Source organism: Pseudomonas sp. DR48 (assembly GCF_019823085.1).
In the GTDB taxonomy this organism is placed as follows: Bacteria; Pseudomonadota; Gammaproteobacteria; order Pseudomonadales; family Pseudomonadaceae; genus Aquipseudomonas.
The window spans coordinates 5,329,983-5,349,867 of record NZ_CP081946.1 but is presented as its reverse complement, the minus strand read 5'-3'; the positions used below and the strand labels follow the sequence as shown (position 1 = coordinate 5,349,867).

Annotated in this window: 15 protein-coding genes, 3 tRNA genes and 2 pseudogenes; 10 read left to right on the top strand and 10 right to left on the bottom strand. The window is 58.7% G+C overall.

Annotated elements, in window-relative coordinates:
- Positions 1-4 precede the first annotated feature (4 nt).
- Positions 5-1,378 carry a c-type cytochrome gene (locus tag K5K95_RS24235; RefSeq protein WP_261398043.1) on the bottom strand — a complete coding sequence of 458 codons (1,374 nt, stop codon included), beginning with the start codon at positions 1,376-1,378 and terminating at the stop codon, positions 5-7.
- Positions 1,379-1,986: 608 nt separating this feature from the next.
- Here K5K95_RS24235 and K5K95_RS33675 point away from each other — a divergent pair.
- Positions 1,987-2,721: pseudogene (locus K5K95_RS33675) on the top strand (MCP four helix bundle domain-containing protein); the annotation flags it as partial.
- 42 nt (positions 2,722-2,763) lie between these two features.
- Complete coding sequence (locus K5K95_RS33670) at positions 2,764-3,627, top strand: methyl-accepting chemotaxis protein (RefSeq protein WP_409999736.1); 864 nt, start codon at positions 2,764-2,766, stop codon at positions 3,625-3,627.
- 70 nt (positions 3,628-3,697) lie between these two features.
- Here the strand turns inward: K5K95_RS33670 and K5K95_RS24225 are convergent.
- The 9 genes and pseudogenes from K5K95_RS24225 to K5K95_RS24185 form a co-directional block, all read right to left on the bottom strand.
- Positions 3,698-3,900: pseudogene (locus K5K95_RS24225) on the bottom strand (helix-turn-helix domain-containing protein); the annotation flags it as partial.
- A 482-nt stretch (positions 3,901-4,382) separates the two neighbouring features.
- Positions 4,383-4,469, bottom strand: a tRNA-Leu gene (locus K5K95_RS24220).
- A gap of 195 nt (positions 4,470-4,664) precedes the next feature.
- Positions 4,665-4,738, bottom strand: a tRNA-Cys gene (locus K5K95_RS24215).
- A 46-nt stretch (positions 4,739-4,784) separates the two neighbouring features.
- Positions 4,785-4,860, bottom strand: a tRNA-Gly gene (locus K5K95_RS24210).
- A 63-nt stretch (positions 4,861-4,923) separates the two neighbouring features.
- A complete protein-coding gene (gene pgsA, locus K5K95_RS24205; RefSeq protein ID WP_090183490.1) occupies positions 4,924-5,484 on the bottom strand; it encodes a CDP-diacylglycerol--glycerol-3-phosphate 3-phosphatidyltransferase in 561 nt (186 codons plus the stop codon).
- Between the two features lie 32 nt (positions 5,485-5,516).
- The gene (gene uvrC / locus K5K95_RS24200; protein WP_222586457.1) at positions 5,517-7,340 is read right to left on the bottom strand and encodes an excinuclease ABC subunit UvrC; all 1,824 of its coding nucleotides are present in this window, start codon (positions 7,338-7,340) and stop codon (positions 5,517-5,519) included.
- Between the two features lie 2 nt (positions 7,341-7,342).
- On the bottom strand, positions 7,343-7,984 hold the full coding sequence (uvrY, locus tag K5K95_RS24195) for a UvrY/SirA/GacA family response regulator transcription factor (RefSeq protein WP_008015884.1): 642 nt from the start codon (positions 7,982-7,984) through the stop codon (positions 7,343-7,345).
- 127 nt (positions 7,985-8,111) lie between these two features.
- Entirely contained in the window at positions 8,112-8,558 is a 447-nt protein-coding gene (locus K5K95_RS24190) for a GNAT family N-acetyltransferase (protein ID WP_222586456.1), read from the bottom strand.
- Entirely contained in the window at positions 8,555-9,313 is a 759-nt protein-coding gene (locus K5K95_RS24185) for a carbon-nitrogen hydrolase family protein (protein ID WP_222586455.1), read from the bottom strand. The genes K5K95_RS24190 and K5K95_RS24185 overlap by 4 nt, the downstream gene beginning before the upstream one ends.
- Before the next feature lie 627 nt (positions 9,314-9,940).
- Here K5K95_RS24185 and K5K95_RS24180 point away from each other — a divergent pair.
- From K5K95_RS24180 to K5K95_RS24145, 8 genes are all read left to right on the top strand, one after another.
- Positions 9,941-11,029, top strand: a complete 1,089-nt coding sequence (locus K5K95_RS24180) for a 3-deoxy-7-phosphoheptulonate synthase (RefSeq protein WP_222586454.1) — start codon at positions 9,941-9,943, stop codon at positions 11,027-11,029.
- Between the two features lie 299 nt (positions 11,030-11,328).
- Complete coding sequence (locus tag K5K95_RS24175) at positions 11,329-12,210, top strand: esterase/lipase family protein (protein ID WP_222586453.1); 882 nt, start codon at positions 11,329-11,331, stop codon at positions 12,208-12,210.
- A gap of 98 nt (positions 12,211-12,308) precedes the next feature.
- Complete coding sequence (locus tag K5K95_RS24170) at positions 12,309-12,590, top strand: peptidylprolyl isomerase (RefSeq protein ID WP_008150918.1); 282 nt, start codon at positions 12,309-12,311, stop codon at positions 12,588-12,590.
- Positions 12,591-12,724: 134 nt separating this feature from the next.
- The gene (locus K5K95_RS24165) at positions 12,725-14,593 is read left to right on the top strand and encodes an extracellular solute-binding protein (RefSeq protein ID WP_222586452.1); all 1,869 of its coding nucleotides are present in this window, start codon (positions 12,725-12,727) and stop codon (positions 14,591-14,593) included.
- Entirely contained in the window at positions 14,593-15,654 is a 1,062-nt protein-coding gene (locus tag K5K95_RS24160) for a microcin C ABC transporter permease YejB (RefSeq protein WP_222586451.1), read from the top strand. Before K5K95_RS24165 ends, K5K95_RS24160 begins: the two co-directional genes overlap by 1 nt.
- Complete coding sequence (locus tag K5K95_RS24155; RefSeq protein ID WP_222586450.1) at positions 15,654-16,676, top strand: ABC transporter permease; 1,023 nt, start codon at positions 15,654-15,656, stop codon at positions 16,674-16,676. Before K5K95_RS24160 ends, K5K95_RS24155 begins: the two co-directional genes overlap by 1 nt.
- 12 nt (positions 16,677-16,688) lie before the next feature.
- A complete protein-coding gene (locus K5K95_RS24150) occupies positions 16,689-18,263 on the top strand; it encodes an ABC transporter ATP-binding protein (RefSeq protein ID WP_222586449.1) in 1,575 nt (524 codons plus the stop codon).
- Positions 18,264-18,387: 124 nt separating this feature from the next.
- Complete coding sequence (locus tag K5K95_RS24145; RefSeq protein WP_222586448.1) at positions 18,388-19,803, top strand: sigma-54 interaction domain-containing protein; 1,416 nt, start codon at positions 18,388-18,390, stop codon at positions 19,801-19,803.
- The last annotated feature ends 82 nt before the right edge of the window (positions 19,804-19,885 follow it).

The window sequence follows — 19,885 nt, the reverse complement described above, 5'->3', positions numbered from 1 at the left end:
TTGCTCAGGCCTCCCGGCGTCTACGGCGCGAGATCAACATCATTGCCATCAGACCGATCAGCACACCGGCAAGGACGATGACTGGAATGGTGAATTTCGCCATTACCGCCAGCGGTGCCTTCGGCCCGCCCTCCCGCACCTGCGTCACATCGGCGGCAGTCACTTTCAGGGCGGCGTTGCCGTAACGAGACAGCACGTAGTTGCTGACATCGGCAATCTGTTGATCGTTGAGGCGGTCGGTGAACAGTGCGTCCGGACCGAATGCGGGCATGTCGATTTCCACGCCGTTCACTTCGCGATGCACGCCATAGACAATCGCGGCGATCAGGTTGTCGCTGCCACTGGTGGCGGTGTTGTGGAACAGCGAAGGGTATTCACGGGTGCCCTGGCCGTTGGCCTGGTGACAGTTGGCGCATGTCCCACTGAAGATGTGCCAGCCCGGATTGTCCTCGGGTTTGCCGCCGCGCAGGATCAGCTCATCGGTCGAGGCTTGGCCGAATTCGTGCCGGGCCTTGGTCTCCCCGGTGTTGATCGGTTGCGTTTGCAGCAGGTAGGCCGCGATGGCCTTGAGGTCCGCGCCATCCAGGTGTTGCAGGCTGTGCTCGACCGCCTCGGCCATCGGTCCGGCGGCTTGCGCTTTGTCATCGGCGTGACCGGTGCGCAGGTAAGCGACCAGTTCATCGCTGGACCACGCGCCGATGCCACTGCTTTTGTCAGACGTGATGTTAGGCGCATACCAACTGCCGAGCGAACCACCGGCAAGCGGCTTGCTGGTATCGGCGGCCATCAGGATGTTGCGCGGGGTATGGCAGGTATCGCAATGGGCCAGTGCGTTGACCAGATAGTCACCACGATTCACCTCGGCGGATTTGCGCGGATCCGGAGTAAAGCGCTTCTGGCTGTGGAACAGCGCGTTCCATCCGAGCATCGAGGAGCGGATATTGAACGGGAAATCGAGGTCGGTTTTCTGCGTCGTCGCATCGACAGGCTCTACTTCGTGCATGAAATAGTCGTAGAGCTCACCCACATCAGCGTCGGTCATCTTCGCGTAAGAGGTATACGGCATTGCCGGGTAGAGTCGCGTGCCATCCGGCGTTACCCCGTCTCGTACTGCCCGGGCAAACTGCTCGCTCGTATAGCCGCCGATGCCAGCGGTTTTGGAGGGGGTGATGTTGGTCGAATAAATGACGCCCATCGGTGAGCCGAGCGGATAACCACCCGCAAATGGCTTGCCCCCTGCCACGGTGTGACACGCCACGCAATCCGCCGCGACCGCCAGGCGCTTACCCGGAGACGCCGAGGCATCCAGTGCTTGACCGTTAGCACCGCCAGCGGCGCAAACCAACAGTGTCAGTAATCCGTTAAAAGCAGTTCTCATGCCTTTTCCCTTACCCGTTTTACGCGGCATGTCTTCTACCCTGAGCAACTGCATTCATGACTTTCAAGATTCGGCCACCACTGACAAATTCGCACTGTCGTACGATGTCATATGTTTGCGGAAAGAGAATATTTCACGCCCAGAAACATTTGGCAATACGCCATCATGCAAAAAATTATTCTTCAACAAATGCGTCTATTACGGCCTTTTTAGCGATATTGAAGACCTGTGAATCGTCACATTAATTTGGATTTAAGCGCGGACGAGTGGATTTTTTTCATTTTTGATCATGCTTGCACGCTTGTGCTTTTATTTTTGATTGTCGCCACCAACAAAAAATCGTCTATATATATGTTTTATATAGCTTTATTTCGTAAATAACGACGTATACAGATCGTCTGACATTTCCTGAAAAATGCGCTGCAAATGCACGAATCAGGTGAATTTATGCGTCAAAACACCCGTTCTAGAGGGGTTTGTCAGGTATTCGCATTCAGTGACGCTTTAGCCTTTTACGAATCTGTCGATAGACATACGACGACCGATCACATCAGTGACGTCGGTCCACTTCATAGACTGTTCAGTCAAACCCTTTTCAGGACAAACCGATGAGCTGGCTTAACGACGCAAAACTTTCGACTAAATTAATCACTTCATTCGCGCTCTGTGCGCTGATCACCCTCGGCGTTGGCGTACTGGGAAGTCGGGGCGTGGCCGCGCTGTCGGAGAGTCTGAAGTCCGTGTTCAACAACAACCTGGTCGCCATCGCGAACACCGCTCAAACCAAAACCAAGGCCGTTGGGCAAAGCCGCGATCTTTATCGGCTATACATCGCCCACGCCTCCAACGCGCCGCAGAATGTGAAAGACGAGTTCATCGCCTCGATGAAGGCCAACCAACTGGCGAGCGAGCAAGCGTTTGCCGAATACCGCAAGCGTCCCCTGGCTGACGATGAGCGGGCGGCAGGTGACAAGATGTTGCGCGACTGGCCGGTGTATCAGGCAAAGGTCCAGCAATACGTTGCTTTGCTGAACGCCAATGATTTGGAACAAGCCCGTGCCCTGCTCCTCGGCGACCTGCAAAAGACTTATCGCGTAGTCATGGATGAACTGACCGTGATGGTCGACTCCAATGACCGTCAGGTCGCAGAAAGTGCGGCGGACGCCACCGTTCAAGAGTCGTCTGCCAAAAATACCCTGTACTCGGGCATCGTCTTGGCGTTCATCGCTGCGATTCTGCTGGGGTTGTTCATCAGCCGCCTGATCAGCCGTCCCATCGCCACCGCAGTAGCCAGCGCCCAGCGCATTGCCGAGGGTAATTTGACTGAGGCTATCGTCAGCACCGGGCGCGATGAAACCGGCCAGTTACTGACCGCCCTCGGCGACATGCAACTCAGCTTGAAGGAAACGATCCAGCAAATTGCCAGCGCCTCTGACCAACTGGCCTCGGCAGCGGAAGAACTGACCGCTGTCACCGATAACGGCAGTCGAGGACTGGTCCGCCAGAACGACGAAATTCAGCAAGCCGCTACAGCGGTAACCGAAATGACCTCGGCGGTGGAAGAAGTGGCGCGCAATGCTGTGTCCACATCCGAAGCCTCACGCTCGACAAGCGAGCAGGCCAGTAATGGCCGCGACAAGGCCCGGGACGCCGTCTCTGCAATCAATAGCGCGACCTCTGAAATTGCCTCATCGACCATCATAGTCAAGGATCTCGCGGTGCGAGTCCGTGACATTGGCAAAGTACTGGACGTGATTCGCGGTATCGCCGAACAGACCAATCTGTTGGCCCTCAACGCCGCCATTGAGGCCGCCAGGGCCGGCGAGCAGGGTCGCGGCTTCGCCGTGGTCGCCGACGAAGTTCGCGCACTCGCCGCACGCACCCAGGCGTCGACCGGCGAAATCGAAGGCATGATCAATGCCGTGCAAACCAGCGCCGATCAGGCCGTGTCCGCTATGGGCAAAAGCCAGGCACTGGTCAACGATACCCAGTCACTCGCTCATGCCACTGGCGAGGCGCTGGAACTGATCGCAGAAGGCATTTCGCAGATTAACGAGCGCAATATAGTCATCGCAACGGCCTCGGAGGAGCAGGCCAACGTTGCCCGTGAAGTCGACCGCAACTTGGTCAATATTCAGGACCTGTCGACGCAAACAGCGGCGGGTGCGCATCAGACCAATGCGTCAACCCAAGAGCTTTCGAATTTGGCAATCTCGTTCAACACCCTGGTCAACCGCTTCCGTTTGTAAACACCGAAACAGGACGTGCGGCTCTGCTTGAGCAGCACGTCCACCGTTACAACAACCTCTTCTCAATCGATCACGTGCTGGAGGGTGATTGCGGAGTATCGGGATTGAGTTGCTGACGTCGGAATTGCCCTGGAGGCTGGCCGTGGATCTGGCGGAAGCGCCGTGAAAATACGCCTCGTCAGCGAAACCGCACAACCTCGCCACCTCCCCCACCGACCGTGTTCCATTGAGCAAATAATTGCGTGCTGAGTGCATCAGGAGTTCGAGTACCAACCAGTTGCAGCAACTAGCCCTGAGCATTTCGCGGATGCCAAACTGACGGTTCTCATCCAGGACTCGCAAGCATCGACGGTTAGACAGCGAAATGTGTACCTTCCGAAAACTCTTATCTGATGCCACATTGCCTATGACAAATTTGAATCTGTACGAACAGGCACTGAATCATATGGAGCGCACAGTTAATGTATTTTCACTGCGCGTCCCTGCACCAAGACGTGTCCAGTTTAGGGATTCGTTTGTTTATCGGCATGTGGAGAAGACGATACATCAAGCGTTGGTGCAGAAGCTCGCTCGGATGGTAAGCAACAAGGACGACTACCAGTCTAATGAGTGGCCACAGGATTAATCCCCCCGACCAGAGACGATAAGGCCTGCATCGCAGCAAGCCCTTGTGCCTAACAGACACGCTATAGACACGAAAACCACACGTCCAACAAAAAAGGCTTACGCCGTTAAGCGTAAGCCTTTGTTTTGAATGGTGCCCGAAGCCGGAATCGAACCGGCACGCCCTTACGAGCGGGGGATTTTAAGTCCCATGCGTCTACCAGTTTCGCCATTCGGGCGGTAGCGCGGTGTAGCAGTCTGAAGACTGACAAATAACCATCTGGCAGCTCTGACGCTTGTGCAACAGAGGACGAAATATATACATCCCGTCCCGGTGAAGCAAGTTCGCAGATCCCGTTTTCAAGACAAAATCTTGCAGGACTGCTTAAATAAAAAAGCTCCGTAAATCATAGATCTACGGAGCTTATTTATAGTGGAGGCCGAGGTCGGAATCGAACCGGCGTAGGTGGATTTGCAATCCACTGCATAACCATTTTGCTACTCGGCCACTTACATTTGCTGTCATGTTGCTCAACATCAAATGCGTACAAACTTGGAGCGGGAAACGAGACTCGAACTCGCGACCCCGACCTTGGCAAGGTCGTGCTCTACCAACTGAGCTATTCCCGCGTCTTGGTGTGGCGCATTCTATAGAATCCAGAAGCCCCGTCAACCCTTTGATTCAAAAAAGTTTTATTTCTTTTCCACGTCGGTCTTCAGATGTGGCCAGGCCGCCCGCAGGTATTGGACCATGGACCATAAAGTCAGGCCCGCAGACACCAGCAGCAAGGCATAACCGACCAAGACCCAAAAGGAGAAGTCGGATGGATTGGCCAGCAGGATCACCAGCGCGAGCATTTGCGCGGCGGTTTTCCATTTGCCCAGGTTTGACACGGCGACGTGAGCGCGAGCGCCGAGTTCGGCCATCCACTCACGCAGCGCCGAGACGACAATTTCGCGACCAATGATGACGGCGGCTGGCAGCGTAAGCCACAGGTTGCCGTGCTCTTGCACCAGCAACACCAGCGCAACGGCCACCATCAGCTTGTCAGCCACCGGATCAAGGAACGCCCCGAACGGCGTGCTCTGCTCCAGACGCCGCGCCAGATAACCGTCCAGCCAGTCTGTGGCGGCGGCGAATGCGAACACCGAGGCGGAGGCCAGGTAGCTCCATTGATAAGGCAGGTAGAACAGTAAAATGAAGATCGGGATGAGCAGGACGCGTAGAACGGTAATCAGATTAGGGATATTCATCGGCACAACTGGCTACGAGGTGAGGTGGCATTCTACTCGCTGTGCAGATTTGCATAAATCAACTCTGCGAGCTTTTTACTGATTCCGGGTGCTTTGGCGATCTCTTCGATGCTGGCACGAGACAGCTCCTGCAATCCACCAAAATGTTTCAACAAATCGCGACGACGCGTCGGTCCGACCCCTGCAACGCCCTCGAGCGTCGACGTACGCCGGGTTTTGCCTCGGCGAGCGCGGTGCCCGGTAATCGCGAAACGGTGAGCTTCGTCGCGTATCTGCTGAATCAAATGCAGCGCGGGGGAATCGCCGCGCAAGGTAAATTCGTGTGCTGCGTCGTTGAGGTACAGGGTTTCGAAACCGGCCTTGCGAGTCGCGCCCTTGGCCACGCCCAGCAAAATCAGGTCAGGCACCGCCAGCTCATTGAGCACGTCGCGAGCCATGGACAGTTGGCCCTTGCCGCCGTCCACCAACAGAATGTCCGGCAGCTTGCCCTCCCCGTCCTTGAGTTTGCTGAAGCGCCGGGTCAGGGCCTGGTGCATGGCTGCATAGTCATCGCCCGGGGTGACGCCTTCAATGTTGTAACGACGATAGTCGGACTTGATCGGGCCTTCCGGGCCAAACACCACGCAAGACGCCACGGTCGCTTCGCCGCTGGAGTGGCTGATGTCATAGCACTCGAGACGCTGCGGCGGCTCGTCCAGGTTCAACACTTCGGCCAAGGCATCGAAACGCGCGGCGACGTGCTGTCGGTTGGCCAGACGTGCGCTTAGCGCCTGCTCGGCATTGGTAACCGCCAATTGTTGCCAGCGTGCCCGGGTGCCACGCACTCGATGGCTGATGGTCAGCTCGCGACCGCGCAGCTCTTCGATGGCCGTTATCAGCGTCGGAAAATCTTCGTGAACCACGTTGACGATCAGTTCGCTCGGCAAGTCGCGTTCTGGACTGGTGATGAAGTACTGGCCCAGAAACGCGGCCATGACCTCGGAAACGTCCTCGTCGATACCGACCTGCGGGAAAAAGTTCTTGCTGCCCAGCACTCGACCACCACGCACGCTGATCAAGTGCACACAGGCGCCGCCCGGATTGACGAACGCGGCGATCACATCGATATCGCCTGTGCCGCCCTCCATGCTCTGTTGATCCTGAACCCGGCGCAGCAGGGAGATCTGATCGCGCAGTTCGGCGGCGCGCTCGAATTCGAGATTGATCGCCGCCTCCTCCATGCCCGCGGACAACTCGTCCGTCAGCGCATTGCTGCGGCCTTCAAGGAACATCACCGAGTGACGAACGTCTTCGGCGTACACCTCTGGCTCAACCAGCCCGACACACGGCGCCTTGCAGCGCTTGATCTGGTATTGCAGGCAAGGACGCGTACGGTTCTTGTAATAGCTGTCTTCGCACTGGCGAACGAAAAAAGTCTTTTGCAACAGACTCAGGCTTTCGCGAATCGCACCCGCGCTGGGATAAGGACCGAAATACTTGCCCTTGGCCTTTTTCGCCCCGCGATGGATGCTCAAGCGAGGAAACTGGCCATCCGAAAGAAAAACGTAGGGATACGATTTGTCGTCGCGCAGCAGGATGTTGTACGGCGGACGCCACTCCTTAATCAGCGTTTGCTCAAGCAGCAACGCCTCGGTTTCGTTGGCCGTAATGGTTGTTTCGACCTGAGCGATACGGGCAACCAGCGCCGCCGTCTTGGGCGCAAGACCGGACTTTCGAAAGTAGCTCGACAGGCGATTCTTAAGGTTCTTGGCCTTGCCGACATACAGCAGGCGCGCATCGCTGTCGAACATGCGATAGACGCCGGGACGCCCACTGACCGTCGACAGAAAGGCGCTGGGATCGAAGACTTCAGTCATTTTCAGAGGCTGGCATCGACCATTCCGTGACGAACCGCCAACAGCGTCAGCTCGACATCACTGCTGATCGAAAGCTTTTCAAAGATGCGGTAACGATAAGTATTGACCGTTTTTGGCGACAGGCAGAGCTTGTCGGAAATGATCTGTACTTTCTGGCAGCCGACAATCATCAATGCGATCTGGATTTCGCGCTCCGACAATGCATCGAATGGCGAATCGTTAGTCGGCTGAAAGGATTTGATCGCCAATTGCTGGGCAATCTGCGGGCTGATATAGCGTTGGCCGGCGAACACCAGGCGGATCGCCTGGACCATTTCCGGCAAACCTGCGCCTTTGGTCAGGTAACCGGCGGCACCCGCCTGCAACAGGCGCGTAGGAAACGGATCTTCCTCGCACACGGTGACCGCTACGACTTTGATGTCCGGGTGGCTGCGCAATAATTTGCGCGTGGCTTCAAGACCGCCGATCCCGGGCATCTTGACGTCCATCAGCACCACATCGGGTTTCAACTCACGCGCCTTGAGCAGGGATTCTTCCCCGGACTCAGCCTGGCCGACTACTTGCAGGCCATCGATGTCAGCCAGCATTCGTGTAATGCCTGTACGAACGAGATCATGGTCATCGACTACTAGCACCCTAATCAAGCAGACACCTCGCGATATGGTCTTATTGGGTTGCCGGACACCTTAGCAAAAAGCAACTGGCAGACCTAGCGGCAAGCGTCATATAAAAAGTTTCAATACATCTTGAAAGGCTTGTCACAAGTGCGTTTCAGCGATGAAGGTCATCGACATCGCGCTGCATTCTCAGGAAACACTCGTCTTGACCGACCACCTTCAGCCCTTTTCGTTCGTAAAGCGCTTTGGCCGGATTCGTTTCAAAAACTGTCAGGCGTAATGCCGGACGCCGTTCCTTGCTTGCCATGGCGAATACCTGATCGATCGCCCAGGAACCGCTTCCTTGCCCCTGAAACGCTTCGAGCACGTGCAATTCGCGGATATACAGGGCTTTAGCATCACGACTCAGGCTCACATAGCCCAGCAGGACATCGTCACGGACGATCAACCAGTTCTCGCGCCCGGCCCAAGCCACATCGAACGCCTCGTCCAGCCAGAGCAAATCATTCTGAATGTAATAACGCAGCATGTTGCGACAGGTCAGGCCACGCGCGAATGCCAGATCCCCAGAGGTTGCCGGACGCAACTGGAACCCCGTCACGCTTGCGCAACCGGGACGATATGCCCTTCCCAGCCCGTAGCGTCGCGGCGGGCGACCACCAACAGGTTCCCGGTACCTGGCGCCGCTGCAATCAGCGAACCATCCTGCGCCCAGATGGCACTGCGCCCTGCTGACTCCCATCCACCTGTTGCACCAGCGTGGTTTGCCATGAGCACGGCCATCGAATGGGCGCTCGCATAACCTTGCAACATGGCACTGTCCGTCGCGTAGCCATTTTCGGTGATCAGCACGCCCGCGGCATATAAGTTGGCGCTTTGTTCCGCTGCTGCCGCGGCATGGCTGGCGTGGGAAAAATCGGCGCACACCGCCAACGCGACCGTGTCAGCACCGATCGTCAACGTCGAACCGCCCGTTCCCGGCGCAAACGCCAACTCTTCGCCCGGATGCAGATGCTGCTTGCTGTAGACCCCGAACGAACCGTCGGCGCCGAGGACCAACGCACCGATCAATACCGGTGAATCGTCCGACAGGCGAATCGGCATTCCGACCACACTCGTCACACCGACTTCCCTCGCGAAATCGCGTAGCGGTTGCAGCACCTCGGCATCGGGTGCAATCGCCAATTGCGCTGCCAGTCCACGCTCGTATCCGGTCAGCGACAATTCAGGAAAGACCAGCAACTGGACGCCCTGCTCCGCCGCCACCTGCATGAAGCGTTGATGCCAGGCAATATTGGCGGCGAGGTCGCCGGCAATGGAGATGGACTGGGCGGCGGCAATGGTCAGTGTCGTCATGGTTCGTCCTGGAAACGCTGCAAGTTGGGCTGAAGGCAAAGTGTGTCATAAACCCTGACGCACTCAAGCGATAGAAAATGCCGTCAGCAATCGATAGCATTTTCTGATTGAAACCGCGCACCGGCCTCTAGTAAGCTCGGCGCATCCATCGGAGACAGACCATGTTCAACGCCCTCTCACCGCTTCGTACTGCCAGCGCCCCGCGCTCGGTTGCGGCTGCCCGGGTGAACGACGTTTGTGCTCCGGTCAGCTTTTATTTTGGGTATTGGTTTAGCCACTGGCGCGCCTGATACCCACACGGCGCCCACTTTAAACGGGTCGCCACCAGAGAATTTTCAACCCCCGGTCGGCTTCCCGACCGGGGGTTTTGTTTTTTCAGCCCCACCATTTTTCAGCAACACATCAGACACCTTGAGGATTCAGAAAATGAACTACGCCACTTATTACCGTCACGACAGTTTTACCGCCTGGCGATTTACCAGCCTCCGCTCGGGACAGCCTGCCGCCTCCGATCGGTCACCCACAGGTGGCAAGCACACACACGCAGCCAATCCGGCTAATTGTCGAACACCCCAGTAGGGCCGAGCGCGCGGGAACGAACCCGCCGCCCGCCCAGGAAGCCTGAATATGAACTCGTCCGTCTCTGCTCTGCCGCTGTCCACCTTGAGCCCTGCCAATGAAGCGCTGACCCTGCGCCTGCCCAGCTCATTGCAACTCAAACAGCAACTGCCCCTCACTAACGCACTGACCCAGCAAGTCGCCGCGCACCGCCAGGCTGTTCGCGCGATTCTCAACGGTGAAGACTCCCGTTTGCTGATCATCGTCGGTCCCTGCTCGATTCACGATCCGCACTCTGCGCTCGAATACGCGGCCAATCTCGCCCGCCTCGCCGCCGACGTCAGCGATCAAATGCTGCTGGTGATGCGCGCCTATGTCGAAAAGCCCCGCACCACGGTCGGCTGGAAAGGCCTGGCCTACGACCCGCACCTGGATGGCAGTGACGACATGGCCGGTGGCCTGACTTTGTCCCGCGAACTGATGCGCGAAATGCTTCAACTCGGCTTGCCGGTTGCTACCGAGTTGCTGCAACCGATGGCGGCTGGCTACTTCGACGACCTGCTGAGCTGGGTCGCTATCGGCGCCCGCACGACCGAATCGCAGATCCACCGGGAAATGGCCAGCGGCCTCGGCATGCCGGTCGGCTTCAAGAACGGCACCGATGGCGGCGTCACGGTTGCCAGCGACGCCATGCGTTCGGCCGCCCACCCGCATCGTCATTTCGGTGTCGACAGCCAGGGGCACCCTGCGATTGTTCAAACCCCAGGTAATCCCGACACCCACCTGGTGTTGCGCGGTGGTCATCGCGGGCCGAACTACGATCGCGACAACGTTGCGCAGATACGCAGTGACTTGACCCGACTCAAGATCCCGGCGCGGATCATGGTCGACTGCAGCCATGCCAACAGTGGCAAAGACCCGGCTCGTCAGCCTGCCGTGTTCAACGACGTGCTGGAGCAACGCCTGCAAGGCGACCAGTCGCTGATAGGCATGATGATCGAGAGTCATCTGTTCGAAGGCTGCCAGCCCTTGAGCCCGACGCTGCGTTACGGGGTTTCGGTCACCGATGGCTGCCTCGGCTGGGACACGACTGAACAATTACTGCGACAAGCCGCCGACCGGCTCCGGGCTCGGGACAGCGTCCAACTCCCGGCATAGCCCTTCCCATGCAACCAGCCCTCGACAGAGGGCTGGCATCTGAAAAGCGAATCCTCTGACCGGCAAATGACCTACGGGAAGTAGGCCGTTGCTGCGATGTGTCTCGCCTGGTGCATAAAGATGTCCAGATATTCCGAACAGGACCTCAGGGTATTTCGAGTTTTCCTACACTTTCTATAACTTTTTCATCAGGTTACAGCGGACTCTTCATACATCGCAGAGCTGCCAGTGTGCATTAGAGTGAGCCCATATCCACCCCTCTGAGCCACCCCTCTAAACACCGAGAAAAAGGAATGAACATGCTACGGAATGCAACCACTCAGTACCCGATCCTGCTGATCCACGGACTCTTCGGCTTCGATCGCATCGGCAATGTCGAACTCTTTCACGGCGTCAAGCAGGCCCTTAGAAGTGCCGGTGCAAGAGTCTTTATCCCCCACCTCTCGGCTACCCATAGCAATGAGGCCCGTGGTGACCAACTGTTGGCACAGATCGAACGGGTCCTGGAAGGCACCGGTGCCAGCCAGGTCAACCTTATCGGCCACAGCCAGGGCGCACTCGCTGCCCGTTACGCGGCAGCAGTCGCACCCGAGGTTATCGCTTCGGTAACCTCCGTCAGCGGGCCGAACCACGGCTCGGAACTGGCCGACTTCCTGCGCAAGGCGCTAACGCCCGGCCGCCTGCCGGAGCATGTCGCCGCCACGGTTGCCACATTGTTCGCCGATTTCCTCTCGTTGCTCAGCGGCAATCATCAAATGCCGCAAAACGCCATCGCCGCACTCAACTCACTGACCACCGAGGGCGTGGGAGTTTTCAACGACAAATACCCGCAAGGGCTGCCAAAGACGTGGGGCGGCAAGGGCCGCGACCAGGTTAATGGGGTTCGCTACTACTCCTGGAGCGGCACGCTGCAGGGCACCATTCTCGACGAAGGACTTAACGCACTCGATCCGCTGCACGGGTTTCTGCGCGCCTTTTCCGGTTATTTCACCACTGAAGCCGAGCAGAATGACGGCATGGTCGGTCGCTACAGCTCCCACCTGGGGAAAGTGATCCGCTCCGATTACCCGATGGATCATCTGGACAGCCTTAACCAGACGACCGGACTGGTCCGCAAAGGCATTGATCCTGCGGCCCTGTATGTTCAGCACGCCGAACGCTTGAGAAATGCCGGTCTGTAACCGGGCGCCGGACGGCCGAGCGGAACTTTGGGGGAGAATTAGCCCACTGAATCCGGTAGGCTCAACACTTTACTGAATATTGAAAGGAGTATTTCCCCATGGCCAAAGCCACTGCCCGTCACATCCTGGTTGCCTCCGAAGCCAAGTGCAACGAACTCAAAGCCCAGATCGAGGGCGGCGCTGATTTCGCCGAAGTAGCCAAAGCCAACTCCACGTGCCCGTCCAGCCGTCAAGGCGGTGACCTGGGTTCGTTCGGTCCAGGCCAGATGGTCAAGGAATTCGACACCGTGGTTTTCAGCGCCCCGATCAACGTGGTGCAAGGCCCGGTCAAGACCCAGTTCGGTTACCACCTGCTGGAAGTGACCAGCCGTCAGGACTGACGCCTGCGAAGTTTTGCGCACAACGGCCCGCCTTTTGGTGGGCCGTTGTGTTTGTGTGACGCGATACGGCTGGCGAGGCACGCGCCGGTAGCGTACAAATTGTGGTTATCGACCACCCGGCTTTAAGGCTGACAATGCGACTGGCTTTCCCCACATTATTGTTCACTGCCGTGGCCCTGTTATTGGCTGCCACCGGTGTGAATGCCGCACCGCAACATGCGTTGACCGTGTACGGCGAACCGGCGAAGTATCCCGCCGACTTCAGTCATTTTGCCTACACCAACCCGCAAGCCCCCAAAGGCGGCACGATGCGTCGTTCCGCCATCGAAATCGGCCATTTCGACCATATCCTGCCGTACATCGACAAGGGCATTGGTGTCACACAGATCGACGGCTTGATCTACTCACCGCTGGCCCAGCGTTCGCTGGACGAGCCCTACACCGTGTACGGCCTCGTGGCGCAAAAGATGGAACGCCCGGACGACGGCTCGTACCTGCGCTTCTACCTGAATCCGAAGGCGCGTTTCGCCGACGGCACACCGATCACCGCCGAAGACGTGCGCTATACCTTCGACCTGCTGATGACCCAGGGCAGCCTGCGCTATCGCACGCAATTCGCCGACGTCAAAGGCGTCGAAGTGGAATCGCCCCTGACGGTTCGGTTCGACTTCAAAAGCAACGAAAACCGTACCCTGCCCCTCGACATCGCGACCTTGCCAGTGTTTCCCGAACACTGGTGGAAGACCCGCGATTTCGCCAATGGCGGCGGGTACGAAGCCCCGCTGGGCAGTGGCCCTTACAAGGTGAGCAAGGTCGACTCCGGTCGCAGCATCACCTTCGAACGCAACGCCGACTGGTGGGGCAAGGACTTGCCGGTCAGCCGCGGCCTCTACAACTTCGATCGTTTCAGCATCGAGTACTTCGGCGATACCGACGTCGCGCGCCAGGTGCTGCGTGGCGGCGCCTATGATTACAACCGCGAATTCTCCGCCACCGGTTATTCCATCGGCTACGACAGCCCGGCCCTGAGCGACGGTCGCCTGCAGAAGGCGCATCTGGCCACGCAAGCGCCGCAACCGGCCCAAGGCTTTGTGTTCAACCTGCAAAACCCGATATTCCAGGACCGCCGCGTGCGTCAGGCCCTGGCCATGCTGTGGGATTTCGAGTGGAGCAATCGGCAGATGATGCGCGACATGTACATCCGCCAGCAGAGCTTCTTTTCCAACACCGACCTCGCCGCCCGCAAATTGCCGGATGCCGGCGAACTGGCGATTCTCGAACCGTTGCGTGGGCAAATCCCCGACGAGGTTTTCACCCAGGTCTTCGAAGCACCGAAGACCGATGGCAGCGGCTTGATTCGCGACAAACAACTGCAAGCCCTGGACCTGCTCGAACAGGCCGGTTGGAAACCCGATGGCGATGAGTTGGTCAATGCCGAAGGCACGCCGTTGAGCTTTACCTTCCTGGTCAGCCAGAACGGCATGGACCGACTCCTGCTGCCTTACAAGCGCACGCTGAAGCAGATCGGCATCGACATGAACATCCGTCGCATCGACTCCTCGCAGTACGTGAACCGGCTGATGAGCCGCGACTACGACATGATCGTCACCGGTTATCCGGTCACCACCTCACCCGGGAGCGAACTGTTCAACTACTTTGGATCGATCTCGGCCACCGACCCCGGCGCCAATAACTACATGGTGCTGAAGAACCCGGCGGTGGATACGCTGATCACCGGCCTGGTCCGCGCCACCACCCAGCCCGAGATGTTGCGCTACGCCCACGCACTGGACCGGGTGCTGCAATGGAACTACTACTGGATTCCCAACTATTACCCGCCGGGCACCTCCACCGTGTGGTGGAACCGTTTCGGCATGCCCGACGAGCAAGCCAGCAATGACGAGGCCATCGAGACCTGGTGGGAAACCAGCACCACGCCGCTGACCAACCAGCAGATGACCGCCGAGAAAATCAGCCGTGGCAAACCCGGAGGGCCGCATTGATGTGGGCTTATATACTGCGGCGCCTGCTGCTGATCATTCCGACCTTGGTGATCATTCTTTTGGTCAACTTCATCATCGTCCAGGCGGCGCCGGGTGGTCCGGTGGAACAGGCTATCGCACACCTGCAAGGCATCGGTGGCGCGACGGTCGGCGGCGGTTCCGGCGAGACCATGTCCGGCACCTCCCGCGCCAGTCGCGGCCTCGATCCGCAACTGATCAAGGACATCGAAAAACAATACGGCTTTGACAAGCCGGCCCCGCAACGCCTGTGGCTGATGCTCACCAGTTACGCGCGCCTGGACTTCGGCAAAAGCTTCTTCCGTGGCGCGACCGTTACCGACCTGATCCTTGAAAAGATGCCGGTGACCATTTCCCTCGGGCTCTGGGCCACGCTGATCACCTATCTGGTGTCGATTCCTTTGGGCATCCGCAAGGCTGTGCACCACGGCAGTCATTTCGACATCTGGAGCAGCACCGCGATCATCATCGGTTATGCGATGCCGGCGTTCCTGTTCGCGATGTTCCTGATCGTGGTCTTTGCCGGTGGCACCTCGCTGAACTGGTTCCCGGTGCGCGGGCTGGTGTCGGACAACTTCGATTCGCTGTCGACCGTGGGCAAGATCGCCGACTATTTCTGGCATCTGGTATTGCCCGTGACGTCGCTGGTGATCGGCGGCTTCGCGACACTGACGATCCTCACCAAGAACTCGTTCCTCAATGAAATCACCCGCCAATACGTCATCACTGCCCGCGCCAAAGGCATGAGCGAACGACGTGTGCTTTACGGTCATGTGTTCCGCAATGCGATGTTGCTGGTGGTGTCGGGGATTCCCCAGGCATTCATCAGCGTGTTCTTTGCCGGCTCACTGCTGATCGAGGTGATTTTCTCCCTCGACGGCCTCGGACGCATGAGTTACGAAGCCGCCGTGTCGCGGGATTATCCGGTGGTGTTCGGCTCGCTGTTCATCTTCACGCTGTTCGGTCTTTTGATAAAACTCATCGGCGATCTTTGCTACACCCTGGTCGACCCGCGTATCGACTTCGCCGCGAGGAATGCCTGATGTTCAAGCTCTCGCCGTTAGGCCGTCGTCGCTTTGAACGCTTCAAGAAGAACCGCCGGGGCTGGTGGTCGCTGTGGTTGTTTGTCGGCTTGTTCCTGTTGACTCTGGGCGGTGAATTGATCGCCAACGACAAACCGCTGGTGGTCAGTTACCAGGGTCAATGGTATTTCCCGGTGTTCAAGCGTCACACTGAGCAGGAGTTCGGCGGGCAATTGCCGTTCCAGGCTGACTATCGCAGTGACTACGTGCAGAAGCTGATTAAAAAGGATGGCGGCTGGATGCTGTTTCCACCGATTCAGTTCAGTGACGACACGCCGAACTACGACCTCGACAAACCTGCGCCGAGCCCGCCTTCCAGCGTCAACTGGCTGGGCACCGACGACCAGGCCCGGGACGTCATGGCCAGGGTGATTTTCGGCGCGCGAGTCTCGATCCTGTTTGCGCTGATGCTGACCTTTGTCAGCGCACTGATCGGCATCGCCGCCGGTGCGTTGCAGGGCTACTACGGCGGCTGGGTCGATTTGATCGGTCAGCGTTTGCTGGAGGTCTGGTCCGGGTTGCCGGTGCTGTACTTGCTGATCATTCTGTCGGGGTTCGTCGAGCCTAATTTCTGGTGGCTGCTGGGAATCATGGCGCTGTTCTCCTGGCTCGCGCTGGTCGATGTAGTGCGCGCCGAGTTCCTGCGCGGGCGCAACCTGGAATACGTCAAGGCCGCCCGTGCGCTGGGCCTCACCGACCGCAAAGTCATCGTGCGGCACATTTTGCCCAATGCGATGAACGCGACGTTGAGCTACCTGCCGTTCATTCTCACCGGCGCGATTTCCACCCTCACGGCCCTGGATTTCCTCGGTTTCGGCATGCCCGCCGGCAGCGCGTCGCTGGGCGAGTTGATTGGCCAGGGCAAGCAGAACCTGCAGGCGCCGTGGCTGGGATTGACGGCGTTTTTTACCCTGGCGCTGATTCTTTCCTTGCTGGTGTTCATTGGCGAAGCGCTGCGTGATGCGTTTGATCCACGATCTTGAGACGGACCATTTATGAGTATCAACCTGATCGAAATCCGTGACCTCAGCGTGGCCTTCAGCGGCCAGACGGTGGTGCGCAACCTGAGCCTGGACATTCGCCCCGGTGAATGCCTGGCGCTGGTGGGCGAGTCGGGCTCCGGCAAGTCGGTGACGGCGCATTCGGTTCTGCAATTGCTGCCCGAGACCGGCACCGAAACCACCGGCAGCATCCGCTATCGCGGCAGGGAACTGCTCGGAGCCCCGGCCAAGGTGCTGCGTGAGCTACGCGGCAACCGCATCGCGATGATTTTTCAAGAACCGATGACGTCGCTCAATCCGTTGCACAGCATCGAAAAGCAGATCGGCGAAACCCTGCTGTTGCACAAAGGCCTGGTCGGCAAACCTGCCCAGGCGCGAATTCTCGAGCTGCTACACCTGGTGGGCATCCAGAATCCCAAAGAGCGGCTCAAGGCCTATCCTCATCAACTGTCCGGCGGTCAGCGTCAACGCGTGATGATCGCCATGGCGCTGGCCTGCGAGCCGGAACTGCTGATTGCCGACGAGCCCACCACCGCGCTCGACGTGACGGTACAGCGCAAGATCCTGATCCTGCTCAAGTCCCTGCAGCAGCGGCTCGGCATGTCGTTGTTGCTGATCAGCCACGACCTCAATCTGGTGCGCAGCATCGCCCAGCGGGTGTGCGTGATGAAGGCCGGCGAGATCGTCGAGCAGGCCCCCTGCGAGACGCTGTTTACCGAACCCAAACATCCTTATAGCTGTGTGCTGCTCAACGCCGAGCCGGAAGGCGAAGCCCTGCCCCGTGACGAGCGCGAAAACGTGCTGGAAGTGGACGACCTACGCGTGCAGTTCGCCCTCGGTGGCGGGCTGTTCCAGCGCAAGACGTACCTCAAGGCCGTGGACGGCATCAGCCTCAACATTCAGCGTGGCAAAACCCTGGGCATCGTCGGTGAGTCCGGCTCGGGCAAGTCGACGCTGGGCCAGGCGATCCTGCGCTTGCTCGACTCCGAAGGCAGCATTCGCTTTCAGGGCGAAGCGCTGGACGGCCTGACGCAAACGCAGCTGCGGCCTTGGCGCAAGAAGATGCAGGTGGTGTTCCAGGATCCTTATGGCAGCCTCAGCCCGCGAATGTCCGTGGCGCAGATCATCAGCGAAGGGCTGGAAGTCCACAGTCAGTTGACGCCTGGCGAGTGCAAGGCCGAGGTGATTCGCGCACTGGAGGAAGTGGGCCTGGACCCGCAAAGCCGCCATCGTTACCCGCATGAGTTTTCCGGCGGCCAACGCCAACGTATCGCCATCGCCCGGGCCCTGGTGTTGAAACCGGCGTTGATATTGCTCGACGAGCCGACGTCGGCGCTGGATCGCACGGTACAAAAACAAGTGGTCGCCCTGCTCCGCCAGCTTCAGGAACGGCACGGCCTGACCTACCTGTTCATCAGTCATGACCTGGCGGTGGTACGCGCCCTGGCCCACGACATGATCGTGATCAAGGACGGCAAAGTGGTGGAAAGCGGTGCCAGCCATGACGTATTCGATTCACCGCAGCACCCGTACACCAAAGAGCTGTTGGCGCCGGCGCATCAGCGCTAAACCACAGGACCGCGTCGCGCCAATCGCGAGCAGGCTCGCTCCCACAGTTGAACGCAATCCAATGTGGGAGCGGGCTTGCCCGCGAAGAGGCCCGTACAAGCAACACACAATCAGGATCTGCGCCATGAACACCACCGAAAGCCTCAAGGATTATCAACGCGTTCGCTTGCTGGCGATCCGTTCGTTGTTCGAGATCATCGAGCAGTCCAGCGAAGGCACGGTGATTGTCGATCGTGACGCCAACATCGTCTGGATGAACGAGCGTTACGCCCGGCGTTTTGGCCTGGAGTCGGCCGAGGTAGCGATTGGCAAGGCCTGCGAAAGCGTGATCCCCGGCAGTTTGCTGCGCAAGGTGGTGAGCACCGGGCAACCGATCTTGCTGGACATGCAGGACACCCCCAAGGAACCGCTGGTGGTGATGCGCCTGCCGATCCATGACGATGCCGGCGCCGTGATCGGCGCGATTGGATTTGCCCTGTTCGATGAATTGCACAGCCTCTCGCCGATGCTCAAGCGCTACCTGAGCATGCAGGAAGAACTGGCCTCGACCCGCTCGCTGCTGCGCGCGCGGCAGACCAAATACAACTTCGCCCATTTCATCGGCACCAGCGCCGCCAGCCTGGAAGTCAAACGCCGCGCCCGCCGCAGTGCCAGCGCCGAGTCACCGGTGCTGTTGCTCGGCGAAACCGGCACCGGCAAGGAGCTGCTGGCCCAGGCGATCCACGGTGCTTCACCCCGGGCGCACAAGGCCTTTGTCAGCATCAACAGCGCGGCGATTCCCGAGTCGTTGCTGGAAGCCGAGTTTTTCGGCACCGCGCCGGGCGCATTTACCGGCGCGGATCGCAAGGGCCGGGCCGGCAAGTTGCAGATCGCTCAGGGCGGCACGCTGTTCCTCGATGAAATCGGTGACATGCCACTGCCGCTGCAAAGCAAACTGCTGCGCGTATTGCAGGAAAAAGAGTTCGAGCCCGTCGGTTCCAATGAAGTGATCCAGAGCGATGTGCGCGTCATCGCGGCCACCTCTACGGACCTGGAAGCGGCCATCAAGCGCGGCGAGTTCCGTGCCGACCTGTATTACCGACTCAACGTGCTGCCCATCAACGTTCCGCCGTTGCGAGATCGTCTCGACGATTTGCCCGCACTCAGCGAAGCGATTCTTGAGGAGTTGCGCAGCCAGCATGAGTTGAACCCCGAGGCGCTGGAACTGCTGGGGCAACACGCCTGGCCGGGGAACATTCGCGAACTGCGTAATGTGCTGGAACGCGCGGCATTGCTCAGCGATGACCTGGTGTTGAACGCCGGAGACATCCGTGCGGCGATTGGCACGTTTACGCCGGTGGAGCGTGCGACGCCGCTGACCATGGAGCCAGTGGCGCACGAGACTTTCAGTGAAGCCCGGGAGCGGTTTGACCGGCAGTTGATTGAATCTGCCCTCGCGCAATGCGGGGGGAAGGTGATTGAAGCGGCAGCGCGGTTGGGGCTGGGGCGGTCTACTTTGTATAAGAAGATGGTGGCATTGGGGATTGCCGAGTCTCTATAACAAGACATAAATCTCCATTTGTAGACAGAGCATCGCGAGCAAGCTCGCTCCCACATTCGACCGCATTCTTCCGAACGGCGCG